We start from the raw sequence: 16,566 nt of genomic DNA on the forward strand, positions 1-16,566 counted from the left end.
CCGCCGGCCGGACCCCGGGCAGCATGCCGCGGAGCAGCACGCAGCGGGCGGTGGCGGCGCGGGTCCATTCGGCAACAATTCATCGGGGCAGGTTCCATTCAGGCCCGGCAGGCGCACAATGAATTGCATACGTAGATTCGCTCATTTCCCATAATCCATTCGGGGTGGTGCGCCATGAAGGCTGGCCGGAAGCTGTCGTCGCTGTGGGTGGTTCTGATCCTGGTCGGAACCGGCGGGTGCGCGGGCGGAGGCGGCATGCCGGCAACGACGTCGGCGCCCGCTTCCGGTTCCAGCTCCGGAGCCAGTCCGACGGCGGCCACCGCCGCCGGCACCATCACGATCAAGGACTTCGCCTTCGGCGACCCGCTCACCGTGGCGCCCGGCGCGACGGTCGCCATCACCAATATGGATACCGCTGCGCACACAGTCACGGCCGACGAGGGCGCAGCGTTCGATACGGAGGTCAAAGGCGGCGGCGGCACCGCCACCTTCACCGCTCCGACCAAGCCCGGGTCCTACCCCTATCACTGCACTTTCCATCCGGGCATGCACGGGGTGTTGATCGTCAAATGAGCGCTCAAAGCCACCCCGGGGAGTCTGTGGTCGTCCACCGAACCGGCATGACGTTGCGTATCCTCACGGCCGGTGCCTTGTTCATTGACGCCGGCGTCCACATCCACCTGGCCCCGGGCTACCAGGCGGGAAACTCCGCGGGGATCGGCCAGGGCAACCTCTTCCTGCTGGAATCGGCCGCCGCCGTCCTGGCCGGGCTGTTCGTCCTGCTGCGCGGGAGCCGGGCCGCCTACGCCGTCGCGTTCGTCGTTTCGCTCAGTGCCTTCATCGCGGTGGTCGTGTACCGCTACGTGGACATTCCTGCCTTTGGTCCCTTCCCGGCTATGTACGATCCCGTCTGGTTTTTTGAGAAGACGGTGAGTGCGGTGGCCGAAGCCGCCGGAGCCGTCCTGGCTGCCGTCGGCTTCGCCCGGGCCGGGCGCCGGACACCCCGGCGGCCTGCCCGGTCCTCCGCCTGAACGGCGCGGGAGTAGGCGGCCGGACGTTCAGGGTTCGACACAGAGGCGCGGAATCGCGGTCCAGCGAGGGCCGGGAGCGGGCCGACCAAGGCCGCCCGCGCGGGGCAACCGGAGGGCCGCCCCCGCAATTGCTAGCATGTGGGCGGGGTGGTTCAGTCTGAAATCATGTGAACAGGACGCGGCACACAAGGGCACGAAGCGCGAGGGAACAACGTCTCACCATGAGCGGCAGCCAGCAGGCACCAGCGCCCGCCGGGCCGTGGCCGATGCCGCAGCTGCCGTCGCAGCCTATGTGGTCGCCGGGATCTGGCTTGGCACCGTGCTCGTGGCTGATCCTGCTTTCTGGTGGCTGGCGCTGGTGGCCGGGGCCGCGGTGATTGTGCGGGCCGCCGGCTCCGTGCTGCGCCGCGTGCCGCGGTTTTCGACCCCCGCGGACCGGGTCACCCTCGGCCGGGCAGCCGTCGTGGCCTGCTGTGCCGCGGTGACGGCGTGGGACCTGTTCACAGGACCCGGGGCCCACGGACTGATCGTCGTGCTGGGGACGGCAGCGTTCCTGCTTGATGCCGCGGACGGACGCGTGGCCCGCCTGACAGGGTCCGCGACGGCCGAGGGCGCGCGGCTGGATTCGGATACCGACGCCGCGCTGGTTCTGGTGTTGTCGTGCGCGGCGGCGGGATCGTTTGGCCCGTGGCCGTTGGGCATCGGCCTGATGTACTACGTGTTCCTTGCCGCAGGATGGCTCCGGCCGTCCCTGAAGATCCCGCTGCCGTCCAGCACCCTTCGCAAGGCGATCGGGGCCATCCAACCCGCGGCGCTGCTTTTCGCCCTGCTGCCCGGCGTCCCTGTGTGGCTGGGCAGCGTGGCGCTGGGCGCGGCACTTGGGCTGCTGGTGTATTCGTTCGGCCGGGACGTCGTGGGGCTTGAACGGCTCCGCCGCGCGGACACTACCCGCGCGAACCCTGCCGCGGCCGCTGAACGGCGGCCGGGCCGGACGGCCGAGGAATCAGCCGGGAACGGGTCCAGCCGGACGGGATGGTGAAGGCCGCGCCGCGAGGTTCTCGGTCGCCGGTCCCTGGATAACCGTGCCGTCGGTCGCAAACCGGGAGCCGTGGCAAGGACAGTCCCACGTCGTGTCCTCGGCGTTGAACTCCACGGTGCAGCCCAGGTGCGTGCAGATGGCTGAGACGGCGTGGAGCTTTCCGGATTCGGCGGCATAGACAGCAGTCGCCCCGCCGTCGACGTCGACAACGGTCCCTTCGCCCGGGCGGAGCCCGGCGACGCCGGTCTGTCCCCTGGGTTCCGGATTCCCGGGGTCCGCCTGCAGAACTCCTGCCCCGCCGGCCGGCCCGGCGGCCCCTGGAGGGCCGGCCGGAGCCGTCCGGTTGCTGTCGAACACCGCCGCCCAGGGGTTGTGACGGCCGGAGAGCGTGTCTGCCAGGATCAGTGCTCCGGCAGTGCCGTTGGTCAGGCCCCATTTGCGCAGCCCCGTGATCACATGAAGGTGTCCGGCGTCCGGGGACATGCGTCCCACGTAGGGCAACCCGTCGACCGGCATGGAATCCTGCGTGGACCATCGAAAACTGACGTCTCCGGTGCCGAGGCGGTCACGGGAGAATGCTTCCAGGCGGCGGTACCGGGTGGGGGTGTCGCCAGGTTCGGCGGCACGGTGCCCCTCGCCGCCGGTGAGGACAAAAGACGCGCCGCCAACGTCGATCGCCAGGATAGAGCGCATCGGTTCGTCGACGCTAATGAAGGTCCCGTCCAAACGCTCCGGCGCCCCCGGGGCGGCAACGATGTAGGACCGGTGCAGGTAGCAGCGACCGGCAAACAGTCCGGCGTCGCCGATCGGAACGTTGGTGGCCACGATGACCTCCCGAGCCCGGGCTGTGCCCCGCGCGGTCTCGACGACGCCCGGCGCACCATCGCGCAGCGACGTGACGCGCGAGTCCTCGAAGACGTGGCTCCCGCCTCCCTCGACGGCGCGGGCGAGGCCTTGAAGGTACTTCACCGCGTGAAGCTGCGCCTGGTGATCGAACCGGACCCCGCCCCGGACAGCGAACGGCAGCGGCACCTCGGGGGTGAAGACCGAAGGAAGGCCCAGCCTAGCTGCCAGTTCGGCTTCGTCGCGGACGCGGGTGAGGGCGTCGTCGGATTCCGCGTAGGTGTAGTTGGACACCCTGCGGAAATCGCAGGCGATGCCTTCCTCCGCCACCACCCGCGCGATGTGTTCGATCGCGGCTTGGTTGGCCTGCCCGTAGGCGCGCGCGACATCCGGGCCGTGCCGGTCCGTGAGCTCGGTGTAGGCCAGGCGGTGCAACGAGGTGACCTTGCCGGTGGTGTGCCCTGTGACTCCGGTGCCGATGCGCGCGGCCTCGAGGACGGCGACGGTGTGCCCGGCCCGTTTGAGGGCCAGCGCCGCGGTCAGGCCGGCGATCCCTGCTCCGACCACCACCACGTCGGCATCCAGATCCGTGTTCAGGGACGGATAGCTGGTGGCACCGGCTGTGGCAACCCAGAGAGACATCTGTTGTCCTGCGAGTCTTTCACTCACGGCGCCGCCTTCGGGGGAGCATGCTCTTTGCCGTCCCGCAATTTCTCCCGTCGGCCTAAAGGCCCTCGATCGATTCCAAACGGCCGGAATGTACGGCGTCGGCGAAGGCCTGGTAGTCCTGGTCGTTCTGGTCGGCGTATCGCTCGGAGAAGTCGGTGATCGAGACGTCGAACTTGTCGCTCTTTCCCAAATAGGCGGCGATCGCAATCGGGTCGCCGGACCGGGCATGCGCCCGTGCCAGCGTCCAACCGCATACGTTGGCATACAGGTTCATGCCCAGCGGTTTCATCGCTTCCACAACGGCCGAGCCCTTCATATCGCGCAGTTGGCGCCAGTACAGGTACCGGTTGTCCTGCGCTCCCCGGGTCCACCCCAGGAAGATGTCGCTCGCGGCCTGCATCATCCGCTGCCCCTGCACCACGCGCTCACCGGGCTGCTTGAACTTGCTCTTCGGCAAGTGGTCCTCAAGCACCGACCGCGTGGCCTCCTTGACCTGCAGGAACAACGGATCCTGCTGATCGCGGCCCTGGAGCAGCGCGATAAACGCCCGGGTGCCGACGCTGCCGACGCCCACGACCTTGCGGGCGACGTCGATGACTTCAAAGCGCTCCAGCAGGTGACGCCGGTCGTCCTGCAACGAGGCCCGGTAGGACCGCAGCTGCTCACGGATCACGTGCTGAAGTTCATCGGCCGACACGCCAAGCGACTCACCGAGCTCCCGGGCAGGGATGACGATCGGCGGCTGGCTGACGATGCGGTACTGCCCGTCGACGAGTTCGCCGAGCTTGGACAGTGCCTGCAGGCTGTCGCGGGTGCGCGCCTTCGCGACATTCGCCCGCGCCGTTTTCTCCATGCCCTGGGCCGCCTTCTTGAGGGCCTTGCCCTTCTGAGTCGCCACGGCCATGTCAATGGTTTCCAACAGTTGTTCCTCGGACAGGCGTGCATACCAGATATCCAGGGTGCCCATCTGCGCGAATTGGGCCATCGCTTCCCGGTAGGCCCGAACGGCGGTGAGGGTCACGTCGTGCGTCTCCTCCTTGGTGAACGCGTTGTTCCGCGCCGCAATCGTGAAACTCGCGGCCATACGCTTGACGTCGTACTCAAACGGCCCCGGAAGGGTCTCGTCGAAGTCGTTGAGGTCAAACAGCAGGGTCCGCTCCGGGGAGGCGAACACACCAAAGTTGGACAGATGGGCGTCCCCGCACAACTGGGTGATCAGGCCTGCCCGCGGGGTGTCCTTCAGGTCGGCGGCCATGATCTTGGCCGCACCGCGGTAGAACGTGAACGGCGACGCGAGCATCCGGCCGTGACGCACCGGCACGAGGTCCTGTTCGCGGGTGAGGTTCTGTTCCTCCAGGAGCGCGACCGGGTCCGGTCGGTCCGGCGCGGGTGTCCAGCCCGTGTGGCTGGAGACGGGCGTGTCCTTACGGTACCCCTTGCCGTTCGCAGCACGTTCCTCGACGCTCCGGTGCTTGACTTTGGCCATGGTCGGCGACCTCCCTTTGACGTCAGGAACCGCCACCGGCACTGGTTGCCGGGGCAAGTTCCTCCTGAGCGCACAAACGCGCCTCGGCTCAGGTTAATGCGATTCTGGCCCCGAAACGGCCCCTCGTCAACGCGCTGCCGAAGGTTCCGGCAGCGCATCCACAAAGCGCCGTCTGCTCCCGACCGGGTGGCGGACGGTCGCCTCATGCCCTTCGGGTGATGTCCTCCCCCGATGTCGCGCGTTAGGTTAATACCGAGTCGCAGCGGCCCGCACTGGCCGCGCCAATCGGCACTCAACCATTGCAACCAGATGGAGGCATCACCATGGCCGAAGAAGAAACCCCCGTCCTCAGCACCCTCGCCGATATCACCGCCGTATCGCTCGAACGCTCCACACTCGATCCGCGGGAGTTGATGCTGGCCCGGATCGCGGCCCTAGCGGCAGTCGACGCTCCGGCTGCTTCGTATCTGCTCAATGCCGGTACCGCTATGGAAGTCGGCATCACCCTGGAGGACGTCCAAGGCGTCCTGATTGCCGTCGCCCCCATCGTCGGGACGCCCCGCATTGTGGCGGCCTCCGGAAACCTCGCCAGTGCACTGGGCTTCGCCCTCGAAATGGCCGAGGCCGAGCTCGAAGCAGAACTCGCGGAAGAACCCGAGGGCTAGGGTTACGTCGCAGGCGCCGTCGGGCTCAGCGCCGGGCGGCTGCTCGCGGAGCGTGGCCGACGCCGGCCGGTTCCCGGTAGACTCCTCGCAGAAATGCGGACGCGCGGTCCCGGTACCTGCGAAGCAGAGGTCACGACGTCGGCAGTCCCTCGCTGCATCGGCCACGATGCCCCGATCGAAGGCGGCCCCGTGAACAAGACCCGACTGGAGGCCTTCAGCGACGGCGTGCTTGCCATCGTAATCACCATCATGGTCCTGGAGCTGCACGTCCCGGCCGAACCTACGTGGCCGGCCCTGCTCCACGAGCTTCCTACGTTTCTCAGCTACGTGCTGAGCTTCGTCTATGTCGGAATCTACTGGAACAACCACCACCACATGCTGCACCTAGCCGGCAGGATCAACGGTGGAGTCCTCTGGGCCAACCTGCACCTGCTGTTCTGGCTGTCGCTCTTCCCGTTCACCACGCGCTGGATCAATGACGCGGGCCTGGCCCAGGTGCCCGTCCTGGTTTACGGGCTGAACCTGCTGCTCGCGGCGATTGCGTACTACATCCTGAAGCTGGCCCTGATCCGTCAGCAGGGCCGGGGCGGCGCGCTGGAGGAGGCCATGGGACGGGACTGGAAGGGCAAGGGTTCTCCGGCCCTGTACGTCGCGGGGATGGCCCTGACCTTTGTGAACCCTGTCCTGGGGATCGCCACCTACGCGGCGGTCGCCGCACTCTGGCTCATCCCCGACCGGCGGGTGGAACGGTTCCTCGCGCATACGTGAGCGCCAGGCGCTTTAGCGGCAGGCACGGTGGCGTTCGCCGGGGTCACTGCCGGACGCGTTGGGCCAGCGCGGCGCTCAGGAATTCCAGATGTGCCGGAGTGGGGGCCACCACGTTGGCCGAATAGCCGGGGTGCTTTCCAAGGTACTTCTTGATGAACGGACACACCGGAACGATCACGAGGCCCGCGGCGATGGTCTCGTCGAGTGCCTGCGCGGCCAGCGTCCCGGCCAGCCCCTGGCCACCGTATTCTTCGCTGATCACCGTGTGATAGAAAATGCGCTGATCCGCCCCGACGTCGTCCACATAGGCGGCCTGGCCGATCACGGCGCCGGCGTCGAGTATTTCGAAGCGGCTGCGCTCGGCGTTGTTCCTCATGGTGATCGCGGCCAATATGGTCTCCTTCGTTGGGGGCAGCGGGTGGTCTTGCCGGCGAGCACGAGTCAGCCGCGCGGCCGGATGCGGGCATTCGGCAGGGCCGGGGCCGGGAGCGGCGCCGGCTCTCCCGGCGGGAATGAACCGAACCGCAACTCCGTGTCTCCCCCGCCGGGCCCGGCACCGGCCGGGCCGGTGTCGGTATGGGCGCCGTCCTGCGCAGCGGTCCCGGCACCGATCTCGGCCTGCCACTGGGTCCTGTAGGCGACAATCTCTTCGTGGCTGCGCCCGACGAAGTTCCACCACATGACAATCTTTTCGCCCAGCGGTGCTCCGCCGATCAGGAGGACGCGGGCGCCGTCGCTGCCCGCTGTCAGCGTCAGGGTCCCGTGACCGACCGGCAGGTATGCGAGGTTGTCTTTCGGGACGGGGTGCCCGTCCAGGCTGAGGCAGCCCGTGTCCAGTAGGAGGCCGTGTTCAAAGGAAGCATCCGTGTCGAGGGTCAGTTCCGCGCCCGCTTCGAGCACCAGCTCCGCACCGACGAGGGGCGTGTGAGTGGTGACAGGCGAGACGGACCCGCCGAGCGAACCCAAGAAGACACGAAGTGTCCAGCCAGTTCCGCTCACGGGTTCCGGGCGATAGTGCTCGAACCCGGGGGCCATGTGGCGGGCCGAGTCCGGCAGCGCCACCCACAGCTGCGCGCCGTGCAGGACGGTTGTGTCCGGGGTGGAAAATTCAGAGTGGCTGATGCCGCGGCCGGCGGTCATGAGGTTCACTTCACCCGGCCGCACGGCTGCGTGGAAGCCGGCAGAGTCCCGGTGTTCAATCTCCCCGGTGAAAAGCCAGCTGACGGTCTGCAGCCCGGTGTGCGGGTGGCGCGGGACCTTCATGCCGCCGGAGTCACCTACCCGGTCCGGACCGTAGTGGTCCAGGAAGCACCAAGCACCGATGAGGCTCCGCTGGCGCTGCGGGAGAGTGCGCCGGACGTCCATGGCACGCGGGCCGCCCAGCGGGACCTGCCGCGGAACCAGCAGTTCGACGCCGGCGCAGTTCGCGTCCGTTTCGCAGAGAATTTCCTGGGGCGCCACTTCGGTATTGCTCATGATGTCAGCCTAGCCTCGCGCGGGCTGCGGGTCAGCCGCCGGGACGCCGCCGCGTCCCGGCCGTGGCCGGACTGTGGCCGGGCCTCGTCGCCGCGCCGCCTCGTGAGTTCGCCGCGGCATGGCATCAGATCCACGCCGTGCGGCGCAACGGCGGTTCCTCGCCGCCCGGGCGCTGGACCAGGACCTGGTTCACGCCCGTGATGCCCGCCTCGAAGCCGAGGGCACTCGCTGCCATGTAAAGCCGCCACACCCGCGCACGTCCCACGCCTGCGAGTCGGACTGCCTCATCCCAGTGCTCCTCAAGGTTCCGCACCCAGGCCCGGAGCGTCAGGGCGTAGTGCTGCCGCAGGGCCTCGACGTCAAGCACCTCCAGGCCCGCGGTTTCAAGTGCCGCGACCATGTCGGTGAGGCTGAGCATCTCGCCGTCGGGGAAGACGTAGCGGGGAATGAAGGAGTCGGGGTCCGGCGCGGTCGCTCCGGCGTTCCAGGAGATCGCGTGGTTGAGCAATCTGCCTCCCGGACGGAGCAGATCCTGCAGCCGGGAAGCATAATGCCCGATCTGCTCGCGTCCCACGTGCTCCGACATGCCGATGGAGCTGATCGCGTCGTACGGACCGTCGTCGACGTCGCGGTAGTCCTGGACACGGATGTCCACCCGGTCCGTCAGGCCGGCGTCCGCCGCCCGTTTGCGGGCCAGGGCTGCCTGTTCGACCGAAAGCGTCACCCCGACGACGTCGACCCCATAATGTTGCGCCGCGTGCAGCGCGAAGCTGCCCCAGCCGCACCCCACATCCAGCACGCGCATGCCGGGCTTGAGACCCAACTTGCGGCAGACCAGGTCGAGTTTGGCGGCCTGGGCTGCGTCAAGCCCGGTCTCCTTCGATTCCCAGACCGCACAGGAGTAGGCCATGGATGGTCCCAGGACGAGCGCGTAGAAGTCGTTCCCGACGTCGTAATGGTGGGAGATGGCCGCGGCGTCACGGCCCTTGGAATGACGCCGGCCGTACCGGCCCACGCGGGCTTCCTCCGGGGGCGGCGCCGGGTTTGGTCCGAGTGCGCCGAGCCGGACGGCAGTCCTGATCAGCGCGTAGACTTCGGCGGGAGTCGGCGGCCGGAACGGTCCTGGCTCGGCAAATTTCCCGGCCGAGCTGAGGGCCGCGAAGGCTGCGAAAATATCACCGGGTGCGTCGATTTCGCCGGCCACGTAGGCGCGGCTGAGTCCCAGCTGCCCGGGCGACCAGAGCATCCGGCGCAGTGCCCGCCGGGAGCGGAAGACAACAACCGGAGCGTCCTCCGGGCCCGCTTCCGTGCCGTCCCAGGCCCGCAGCCGTAGGGGAATCCTGTCGGTGCCAAGGACGATTGCCAACGCGTCGGCGAGCCGTGATGCCGCAGTGGTGGATTTTTTCATGTCCAGTGCCTCGATTCCGGTGCCTCGATGTCCACGGTTGGGCAGTGCCCCCGCCTGCTCCAATCTAAGGGCAAGCCACGGCCCGGAACCAGAGCTAGGGCCCGATTACTTCCCGCCGCATTGCGTCCCGCCGCAGGTGGCGGGGCCGGGCGGCTATGGCGCTCCACGCGGCCGTTGCCTATCGTGTGTCCTATGTCTGAGTCCTTTTCGTCCCTCGTGGACGCGTTCAAGAATGTGGGAGTGTCCAGGGCGTACGGCCCCGCCGCGACTGTCGCCGGGGAAGAGCTCATCCCCGTAGCACTCGTGTCGTTCGGCTTCGGCGGCGGCAGCGCCCCGGAAGACGGCCAGCCCGGGAGCGGCGGAAGTGGCGGCGGCGGTGGGGGTTTTGTGCTCCCGCTGGGCGTTTATGCCAAGGGTCCCTCCGGCCGCGTGATGTTCCGTCCCAACACCGTGGTGGCGCTTGTAGCGCTGGCTCCGCTCGTGTGCGCCGTCGGCGTTACGATCCGTGGCATTCTTCGGACTGTCCGCCCCCGCGGTTAGCGCCGTGGCCTGACGAGTGCTTCTCCCGGCGGCCGGCCCAAGGATTCCCCAAGCAGGGCACGGCATCGTGTGCTTTGTGGCAGCCCGGGTCCCGGGTAGCTCCATGAACGTGCCTGTGTACGTGCGTCGGATGGAAATGGTCGGCGATGAAGCATCTCAGAACTGCGTGTGCGGCATCCATGGGCGGGGTGCTTCTACTGGCAGGCTGCGCCGCCCCCGCGGCCGCTCCGGGACCAACGACCACAGTCACGGCTACTCCCCCGCCGACGGTGGTGATCTTCGATCCGCAGACCAGCGGCAAGATCCTGGCGGAGAGGATCACGGCCCGCGCCAAGCCCAAGGATCCCGGGGTTACGATCTCCGCGGTGGAATGCAAGAACTTCCCGGACATCAAGGTGAACACGCATACGGACTGCCAGATGGTGGTCAACGGGGTCAAGCGCGGATACCGGGCCACGTTTACCGAGCGTGACGGTCACTACGAGATCAAGGCGCAGGACCTCACGTGGTAGGCGGCGTGGAGTAGGACATGGCGGGGTCCTGGTCGTCGTCGGACTCGACCCATGCCGCGAAATCCTTCAGCGACATGAAGCAGTAATAGTCGCAATACCGCAGGTTCTTTTTCTCCGACTTGCTCATGCCGGTAATTCGCTACGGCGGCCGGACCGGATGGGATGGCCACGGAGGCGGCCCCGATTCCGGAGTCAACGCGGTCGCGCTGAGAGAAACCAATCCATAGGACCGCCGCTGCGTCAGCCCTGGGTGCGCGCCCGGCTGGGCTGCACCCGTGGCGGCTCCCCGGGCATCTTCGGAAAGTCCGGCGGGAACGGCAGTTCGCCCAGCCCTGCCGCGAGGTCCCGCTCCCACCACTCCAGGAGGAGGTCGACGGCGCCCGCGCTCGAATGCATGTCGGCCCACGGATCACCGGCCATCTTGAGCCGTTCCGGCACGGTAACGATGGTGAGGGTTTTCGGATCAGCGTCGTCGAGCTCCTCCCAGCGGATCGGACATGACACCGTCGCCTGCGGGAGGGCCCGCGGACTATAAGCTCCAGCCATGGTGCGGTCGCGGTTGGCCTGGTTGAAGTCCACGAAAATGCGGGCGCCGCGTTCTTCCTTCCACCACGCGGTGGTGACCTGCTCCGGCATGCGCCGCTCAAGTTCGCGCGCTGCCGCGATGACTGCATGGCGCACGTCCAGGAACTCCCGGGTGGGTTCGATCGGGGCGAAGACGTGGATCCCCCGGCTTCCCGAGGTCTTGATAAACGCGTCAAGCCCGGCCTCGGCCAGCACACGCCGCAGCTCCCGTGCGACCGGCACAGCCTCGGCGAACCGGGTACCGGGCTGCGGGTCGAGATCGATCCGGAGCTCGTCCGGATTGTCCGGATTGTCGGCCCGGGAGGCCCAGGGGTGGAACACGACCGTATTCATCTGCACCGCCCACACAGCGGCGGCGATTTCGTCGATGACCAGTTGGGGATGCGAACGCCCGCTGGGATAGACGACGTCGACCGAACGGACAAATTCCGGGGCGCCCTTGGGCGGGTTCTTGGAGAAGAACTGTTCGCCGTCCACCGTGTCCTTGAACCGTTGGAGCGTGACCGGCCGGCCGCCGTTAGCCGCCAGGAAGGCGTCCCCGACGTCGACCAGGTAGCGGGCCAGGTCCAGTTTGGTGAGTCCCGGCCCGGGCCAGAGGACCCTGCCCGGGCTCGACACCCTCATCTCCCGGTCGCCGTGCGGACCGCTGACAGTAAGGTGGGCTTCTTCCCTGGCCATGGGGACAACGTACCAACGTGACGTGGGCAATTGAAGAGCGAACCCGGCATGATGGACGCATGAGCACCCCAGAGTCCCCGATTACCATCGACGTCGGCGATGCCGCCGTCTCGGGCGTCTTCGCAGACCCCGACGGCGCTTTCGCAACCCTCGTCGTTGCCCACGGTGCCGGGGCGGGAATGGACCACCCTTTCCTGGTGGGCTTCACCCGTGCCCTGAACGCACTGGGCATCGCAACGCTGCGGTTCAACTTCCCCTACCGCGAGGCCGGCAAGAAATTCCCGGACCGGCCGCCGGCGGCAATCGCGGCCTGGCGGGCGGCCATGGGCGCCGCCGCGTCCCGGTCCGGCGACAGGCCGCTGTGGGCCGCCGGAAAGTCGTTCGGCGGACGCATGGCCTCCATGGCGGTGGCGGAAGGCATGCCCGCCGCGGGACTGGTGTACCTGGGCTATCCGCTGCACCCGCCGGGGAAACCGGAGAAACTCCGCGACGAGCACCTCTACGGGCTGACGCTGCCCATGCTTTTCCTGCAGGGCACCCGCGACACGTTCGCCACCCCGGAACTGCTGGAGGCCGTGGCAGCGAGGATCGGCACGTCCGCCACCGTGGAGTGGTACGAGGGTGGCGATCACTCGTTTGCCGTCGCCGGGGCGAAGCGCAGCGCCGACGAGGCGGGGGCGTCGCTGGCGTCCGCGGTGGCTGGGTTCCTCAAGACGCACGGCACGGTGCACGGCGGTAATCCCGTGCTCCCGCTCCCCTAACCGACGGTCCCGAACCGGCCCGCTCCATGCCGCACGTGCGCTTCGATGGCGTCGGCGGCGGCCGCGGCACCTCCCGCGCTGCGGACGATTTCGCTCATGGCGGCCACATTCCGCCGGATCTGCGCATCGGCACGGAGCGCGTCGACCCCGTCGCGGAGCGCCTCCGGCGTGACGTCCTCCGCCGCCAGTCGCCGGCCCAGACCCAGTTCTTCAAGCCGGCGGGCGGTGGCTGCCTGTTCCGGTTGCTGCGGTACGGCCAGCATGGGGACGGCAAAGTACAGCGCCTCCATGGTCGAATTCATGCCGGCGTGGGTGATGAAGACCTCAGCCTCGCGGAGCACCTGCACTTGCGGGAAGAACGGCCGGAACCGGACGTTGGGCGGAACGGTCCCGAGCTCGGCCGGGCTGGTCTGTTCCCCGATGGCCATGGCGACGTCCCAGTCGGTGCCGGCGAAGGCGTCCACGCACATCCGGAAGAAGTCGGGCCGGCGGTTCAGCGGGGTGGTCCCCAGCGAAATGAACAGCAACGGGCCGGTTCCCTCGCGGACCCAGTCGCCGTCATTGTCCCGGCCGCCGATGCTCGGTCCGACAAACCGGAATCGGTCATCGAAGGTCTCGCCCATGGGCTGGAACTCGCGGGGCAGGAACACGATGTTGAACGGCGCCGGCGGACCGTCGAACATCCGCGGCGTCCGCACGCCCTGTTCGGCCGCGAACTCCGCCACCAGCCGGCCCATGGCCATCCCCACTTTCGCCATCTCATCGGCGCCTCCCGGAGGCGGCGCCGGCATCAGCGATCGCAGCGAGAAGTGCTCGTTCGTGGCGTAGGTGGGCATCAGGGCAATGGCCGGGGCCCCGATCTTTTCTGCCGCCATGCTGCCGCTGAGCGTCATCGCGTCGAAGCAGACGGCGTCGGGCGGGTCCTGCCTGAGGCGGTCCACCAGGGCGGGGAAGCTGGACCGGAGGTCCTCGAACACACGGTTCATGATGGGCAGCATCAGGTGTGCCTGCGCGCGCTGCCCGGGCCCCAGTGCAGGAATGGATGCCAGCCAGCTGCCGCCGGAAGCGTGGAAGTCCGCGCCGGCGTTGCGGATTCGCTGTTCGAAGTCGGGCGACGTGAAGTACGTGACCCGGTGCCCGCGGCGGACAAGCTCCGCCACCAGCGGCAGGGTCGGGTTCACGTGTCCGTGGGCGGGAATGGAGACGAACGCAAAATGCATGGCCATCACTCTTCATCGCTTGCCGGGATCACTTTATTGACCACTTGAGCGGCGTCCCGCGTGCCTGGCAGTCCGCCGGCGTCGTCCTCCTTCATCATGCCCCTGTTGCCCCTGCCGCGCGAGTGCCGGGCGGCGCCAGGGGCCGCGGGGCGAGGGCCGCGGCCCGGCAACAGGTCCCGGCTCCTGTGTCAGCCCAGGCGTCAGTTTCGGGGCTTGGTCCGGGCCGTCGCGGGCGCCGTCCACGGGTCTTCGGGCCAGGGATGCTTGGGATAGCGGCCGCGCATTTCCGCCCGGACCTGGGCGTAGGGTCCGGACCAGAACGATGCGAGGTCGTCCGTCACGGCCAAGGGTCGCCGGGCCGGGGAGAGCAAATGGAACAGCACCGGCACGCGCCCGTCTGCCAACCGTGGCGTCTCGGCCCAGCCAAAGCACTCCTGCAGCTTGACGGCGACGACAGGCCGGCCCGTGGTGTCGTCCTCGTTCGGGTAGTCGATCCGGATCCGGGATCCGCTGGGGACCGCCAGGGACTCCGGCACCAATTCACCCAGCCGGTCCGCCTCGGGCCACGGCAGCAGCCTGCTCAGCGGTCCGGCGAGGTCGATGCCGCCGGTGGACGCCCCGCCGGCCAAAGCCTCGAGTTCCGGGGCCAGCCACTCGTCAAGCCGGGCCAGCAGCGCCGGTTCGGAAACGTCCGGCCAGGGCCCGCCCAACTCCCGGTGAAGGAGGGCAAGACGGCGGCGCAGCGCCTCTGCCGCCGTCGACCATCCGATGGTCGCCAGCCCCTCGCTCGCCAGGGCACGGGCCACGGCCGCGCGGCCTTCCGCCGCAGAAGCCCGGACCGGGGTGGATGCAAGCACGATCGCGCCCAGGCGGCGTTCCCGGCGGGCCGAGACCCTGCCCTGGCTAAAGGTCGCCTCCACCGTTTCGCTCAGGAGGTGGCGGGCGGCGGCCTCCGCGGTGTCCGCCGTCAGCGGCGCAGCAGAGCGGATAACGGCGCCGGTGCCGGCGGCATCCCGCCCTTGTGCGCGCGATACTTCGGCCACGCCAAGCCACTCATGCCCGGACAGCGGGCTGCCGGCCGGCAACCCGGCCCGGGTTCCGGACGTGAGCAGGTAGCGCTCCGGCCCGTCGCCCGGAACGCGGCGCGCCACACGGTCCGGGAAAGCCAGCGCGACGACGAAGCCGATCGCCTCCGCGGCGCCCACCGTCACGGCAGGCACGACGCCGGATGACTCCTGGTGCGCGATCCCCTCCATCCGCCGGACGTCCTCCGCCCAGCGCCGGGAGCCGGGGTCCCGTCCGGACCGCAGCGCGGCCACAAGGCGCGTGAGGTCTGCGCCCGGGGCGCGCTGGTCCCCCGAGACCAGGGCCACGGCCTCGGCCGCGGTACGGTGGCCCACCGTCGGGGCGCCGTCCAGCAGGGCACGGGCCAGCCGGGGGTCCGTGGGGACCCGGGCCAGGAGCTTGCCCAGCTCGGTTGCGTGGCCGTCCGGCGTCACGGCGCCGAGTTCCCGCAGCACTTCAACGGCCTCGTCCATCGCGGCCCGGGGCGGCGCGTCCGGCAGGGCCAGTCCTAGGCCGCCTGGGGCTCCCCAACATGCCAGGAGCAGGGCGGCACCGGTCAGGTCTGCTGCCGCAATCTCCGGAGTCTGGTGGGCCGGTGCGGCGCCAAAGGCTTTCTGGTCGTAACAACGGATCACGGTGCCCGGGCCCTGGCGTGCGGCACGGCCGGCGCGCTGTTCCGCGGACGCCCGGGAGCAGGACACCGTCACGAGGCCGGACATCCCGCGGCTGGAATCACGCCGGGGCTCGCGCGACAGCCCGGAGTCGATGACCAGCCGGACGCCCGGGACCGTGAGGGAGGACTCGGCGAGTGCCGTGGAAACGATGATCCGGGCGGTCCCGCCGGGCTCGCGGCCGGAGACGGCCCGGTCCTGCTCTGCCGGGGCGGCCTGGCCGTGGAGTTCCAGGACCTCCGCGCGGCTCCGGCCCCTCAGCCGGGCAGCAATGTAGGAGACCTCCCACGCTCCCGGGACGAACACCAAGGCATCAATGTCCCGTCCGGCAGCCAGCGCGGCGGCGTGCCCCGCCGCTGCCGTGTCGGCCATGTGGTCCAGGAAAGCCCGGGTCACGCCCCGCTCGTCCAGCCGCGGCGCCGCCGCGGGGGCCCATTGGACGTCGAGGGGGAACAACGCGGAGGGGCAGTCCACCACAGGCGCCGGACCGCCGTCGTCGTTTCCCGTCGCCGCGCCACCGATCAGTTCCGCGAAACGGGGCGCGTCAAGGGTCGCCGACATGGCGACGATCGTGAGGTCGCCGCGCAGCTGGCGGACTTCAGCGAGCATGCCGACGAGGAGGTCGGTCTCGAGCCCGCGTTCGTGGACCTCGTCGAGGATCACGGCGTCGATGCCCTCAAGTCCGGCGTCAGCGAGGAGGCGGCGCAGCAAAATGCCCGGGGTGACGAATTCGATGACCGTGCCGGGACCGGTCTGGCGTTCGCCGCGGACGGTGTAGCCCACACGGTCACCGAGCCGGGTGCCGTCGAGGGAGGCCAGGCGCCGTGCGGCCGAACGGACGGCGACGCGGCGCGGCTGGGTGACGACAATCCTTGGACGCCCGCCCCGGCCTCTTTTCCCGTCGGCCGCGATGTTGGCGAGCAGCGGCGGGACCAGCGTCGTCTTGCCCGTGCCTGGAGGGGCCTGCACCACGGCGGAGGCCCCGGCACCCCCGCCTTGGAGCGCCGAAGCGAGATCCCCCAGCGATTCGGCAAAGGTCAGTCCCGCCCCGATGAAGCCGAGGTCAAAGAGGCCGGTGGAGCGGGCCGGGTCCAGTGGCGGGGTCGCGGAAGTCACTCCTCCATTCTCGCCGCTATTCATCCCCGCCCG

General features: G+C 69.1%; 17 protein-coding genes. 8 read left to right on the top strand and 9 right to left on the bottom strand.

The window, feature by feature from the left end:
* Positions 1-174: 174 nt before the first annotated feature.
* The 3 genes from C9424_RS04990 (at position 175) to C9424_RS05000 (ending at position 2,070) form a co-directional block, all read left to right on the top strand.
* Entirely contained in the window at positions 175-573 is a 399-nt protein-coding gene (locus C9424_RS04990; RefSeq protein WP_116765796.1) for a cupredoxin domain-containing protein, read from the top strand.
* 47 nt (positions 574-620) lie between these two features.
* Positions 621-1,031: a hypothetical protein gene (locus C9424_RS04995; RefSeq protein WP_202615771.1), complete on the top strand. Its 411-nt coding sequence runs from the start codon at positions 621-623 to the stop codon at positions 1,029-1,031.
* 259 nt (positions 1,032-1,290) lie between these two features.
* Positions 1,291-2,070 carry a CDP-alcohol phosphatidyltransferase family protein gene (locus C9424_RS05000; protein ID WP_202615772.1) on the top strand — a complete coding sequence of 260 codons (780 nt, stop codon included), beginning with the start codon at positions 1,291-1,293 and terminating at the stop codon, positions 2,068-2,070.
* Here C9424_RS05000 and C9424_RS05005 read toward each other — a convergent pair.
* The gene (locus C9424_RS05005) at positions 2,035-3,555 is read right to left on the bottom strand and encodes an FAD-dependent oxidoreductase (RefSeq protein ID WP_116765798.1); all 1,521 of its coding nucleotides are present in this window, start codon (positions 3,553-3,555) and stop codon (positions 2,035-2,037) included. The two genes, C9424_RS05000 and C9424_RS05005, sit on opposite strands and share 36 nt — an antisense overlap.
* Positions 3,556-3,637: 82 nt before the next feature.
* A complete protein-coding gene (locus C9424_RS05010) occupies positions 3,638-5,068 on the bottom strand; it encodes a DUF2252 domain-containing protein (RefSeq protein WP_116765799.1) in 1,431 nt (476 codons plus the stop codon).
* Positions 5,069-5,391: 323 nt separating this feature from the next.
* Here C9424_RS05010 and C9424_RS05015 point away from each other — a divergent pair, with 323 nt between their 5' ends.
* Both C9424_RS05015 and C9424_RS05020 read left to right on the top strand, forming a co-directional pair.
* Positions 5,392-5,733: a carboxymuconolactone decarboxylase family protein gene (locus tag C9424_RS05015; RefSeq protein ID WP_091248033.1), complete on the top strand. Its 342-nt coding sequence runs from the start codon at positions 5,392-5,394 to the stop codon at positions 5,731-5,733.
* Positions 5,734-5,922: 189 nt separating this feature from the next.
* The gene (locus C9424_RS05020) at positions 5,923-6,501 is read left to right on the top strand and encodes a TMEM175 family protein (RefSeq protein WP_116765800.1); all 579 of its coding nucleotides are present in this window, start codon (positions 5,923-5,925) and stop codon (positions 6,499-6,501) included.
* Positions 6,502-6,544: 43 nt separating this feature from the next.
* On the opposite strand, the gene C9424_RS05025 is transcribed toward C9424_RS05020, so the two are convergent.
* The 3 genes from C9424_RS05025 to C9424_RS05035 all read right to left on the bottom strand — a co-directional run bounded on the left by C9424_RS05025 (position 6,545) and on the right by C9424_RS05035 (position 9,385).
* Positions 6,545-6,892 (bottom strand): GNAT family N-acetyltransferase, encoded by a 348-nt coding sequence (locus C9424_RS05025; RefSeq protein WP_116765801.1) that lies wholly within the window; start codon positions 6,890-6,892, stop codon positions 6,545-6,547.
* 50 nt (positions 6,893-6,942) lie between these two features.
* The gene (locus tag C9424_RS05030; protein WP_116765802.1) at positions 6,943-7,977 is read right to left on the bottom strand and encodes a pirin family protein; all 1,035 of its coding nucleotides are present in this window, start codon (positions 7,975-7,977) and stop codon (positions 6,943-6,945) included.
* 124 nt (positions 7,978-8,101) lie between these two features.
* Positions 8,102-9,385 carry an SAM-dependent methyltransferase gene (locus C9424_RS05035; RefSeq protein ID WP_116765803.1) on the bottom strand — a complete coding sequence of 428 codons (1,284 nt, stop codon included), beginning with the start codon at positions 9,383-9,385 and terminating at the stop codon, positions 8,102-8,104.
* A gap of 192 nt (positions 9,386-9,577) precedes the next feature.
* On the opposite strand from C9424_RS05035, the gene C9424_RS05040 reads away from it, so the two are divergent.
* Positions 9,578-9,925: a hypothetical protein gene (locus C9424_RS05040; protein WP_116765804.1), complete on the top strand. Its 348-nt coding sequence runs from the start codon at positions 9,578-9,580 to the stop codon at positions 9,923-9,925.
* Positions 9,926-10,071: 146 nt separating this feature from the next.
* The gene (locus C9424_RS05045; protein ID WP_133247476.1) at positions 10,072-10,437 is read left to right on the top strand and encodes a hypothetical protein; all 366 of its coding nucleotides are present in this window, start codon (positions 10,072-10,074) and stop codon (positions 10,435-10,437) included.
* On the opposite strand, the gene C9424_RS21625 is transcribed toward C9424_RS05045, so the two are convergent.
* Positions 10,427-10,564 (bottom strand): hypothetical protein, encoded by a 138-nt coding sequence (locus C9424_RS21625; protein ID WP_202615773.1) that lies wholly within the window; start codon positions 10,562-10,564, stop codon positions 10,427-10,429. The genes C9424_RS05045 and C9424_RS21625 overlap by 11 nt on opposite strands.
* Positions 10,565-10,677: 113 nt before the next feature.
* On the bottom strand, positions 10,678-11,700 hold the full coding sequence (gene ligD / locus C9424_RS05050) for a non-homologous end-joining DNA ligase (protein ID WP_116765806.1): 1,023 nt from the start codon (positions 11,698-11,700) through the stop codon (positions 10,678-10,680).
* Positions 11,701-11,759: 59 nt separating this feature from the next.
* On the opposite strand from ligD, the gene C9424_RS05055 reads away from it, so the two are divergent.
* A complete protein-coding gene (locus C9424_RS05055) occupies positions 11,760-12,461 on the top strand; it encodes an alpha/beta hydrolase family protein (protein WP_116765807.1) in 702 nt (233 codons plus the stop codon).
* Here C9424_RS05055 and C9424_RS05060 read toward each other — a convergent pair.
* Both C9424_RS05060 and hrpB read right to left on the bottom strand, forming a co-directional pair.
* Positions 12,458-13,681: a macrolide family glycosyltransferase gene (locus C9424_RS05060; RefSeq protein WP_202615774.1), complete on the bottom strand. Its 1,224-nt coding sequence runs from the start codon at positions 13,679-13,681 to the stop codon at positions 12,458-12,460. The two genes, C9424_RS05055 and C9424_RS05060, sit on opposite strands and share 4 nt — an antisense overlap.
* A 200-nt stretch (positions 13,682-13,881) precedes the next feature.
* The gene (gene hrpB / locus C9424_RS05065; RefSeq protein ID WP_116765809.1) at positions 13,882-16,533 is read right to left on the bottom strand and encodes an ATP-dependent helicase HrpB; all 2,652 of its coding nucleotides are present in this window, start codon (positions 16,531-16,533) and stop codon (positions 13,882-13,884) included.
* Between the last annotated feature and the right edge of the window lie 33 nt (positions 16,534-16,566).

Origin of the sequence: Arthrobacter sp. H-02-3 (assembly GCF_003097355.1) — a bacterium.
GTDB lineage: Bacteria > Actinomycetota > Actinomycetes > Actinomycetales > Micrococcaceae > Arthrobacter > Arthrobacter humicola.

What these genes read in the sequence shown, in the direction of transcription:
- C9424_RS04990 (WP_116765796.1), top strand. Translation starts at nt 175, where the DNA reads ATGAAGGCTGGCCGGAAGCTGTCGTCGCTGTGGGTGGTTCTGATCCTG.
- C9424_RS04995 (WP_202615771.1), top strand. Translation starts at nt 621, where the DNA reads ATGACGTTGCGTATCCTCACGGCCGGTGCCTTGTTCATTGACGCCGGC.
- C9424_RS05005 (WP_116765798.1), bottom strand. Translation starts at nt 3,555, where the DNA reads ATGTCTCTCTGGGTTGCCACAGCCGGTGCCACCAGCTATCCGTCCCTG.
- C9424_RS05010 (WP_116765799.1), bottom strand. Translation starts at nt 5,068, where the DNA reads ATGGCCAAAGTCAAGCACCGGAGCGTCGAGGAACGTGCTGCGAACGGC.
- C9424_RS05015 (WP_091248033.1), top strand. Translation starts at nt 5,392, where the DNA reads ATGGCCGAAGAAGAAACCCCCGTCCTCAGCACCCTCGCCGATATCACC.
- C9424_RS05030 (WP_116765802.1), bottom strand. Translation starts at nt 7,977, where the DNA reads ATGAGCAATACCGAAGTGGCGCCCCAGGAAATTCTCTGCGAAACGGAC.
- C9424_RS05035 (WP_116765803.1), bottom strand. Translation starts at nt 9,385, where the DNA reads ATGAAAAAATCCACCACTGCGGCATCACGGCTCGCCGACGCGTTGGCA.
- C9424_RS05040 (WP_116765804.1), top strand. Translation starts at nt 9,578, where the DNA reads ATGTCTGAGTCCTTTTCGTCCCTCGTGGACGCGTTCAAGAATGTGGGA.
- C9424_RS05045 (WP_133247476.1), top strand. Translation starts at nt 10,072, where the DNA reads ATGAAGCATCTCAGAACTGCGTGTGCGGCATCCATGGGCGGGGTGCTT.
- C9424_RS21625 (WP_202615773.1), bottom strand. Translation starts at nt 10,564, where the DNA reads ATGAGCAAGTCGGAGAAAAAGAACCTGCGGTATTGCGACTATTACTGC.
- ligD (WP_116765806.1), bottom strand. Translation starts at nt 11,700, where the DNA reads ATGGCCAGGGAAGAAGCCCACCTTACTGTCAGCGGTCCGCACGGCGAC.
- C9424_RS05055 (WP_116765807.1), top strand. Translation starts at nt 11,760, where the DNA reads ATGAGCACCCCAGAGTCCCCGATTACCATCGACGTCGGCGATGCCGCC.
- C9424_RS05060 (WP_202615774.1), bottom strand. Translation starts at nt 13,681, where the DNA reads ATGCATTTTGCGTTCGTCTCCATTCCCGCCCACGGACACGTGAACCCG.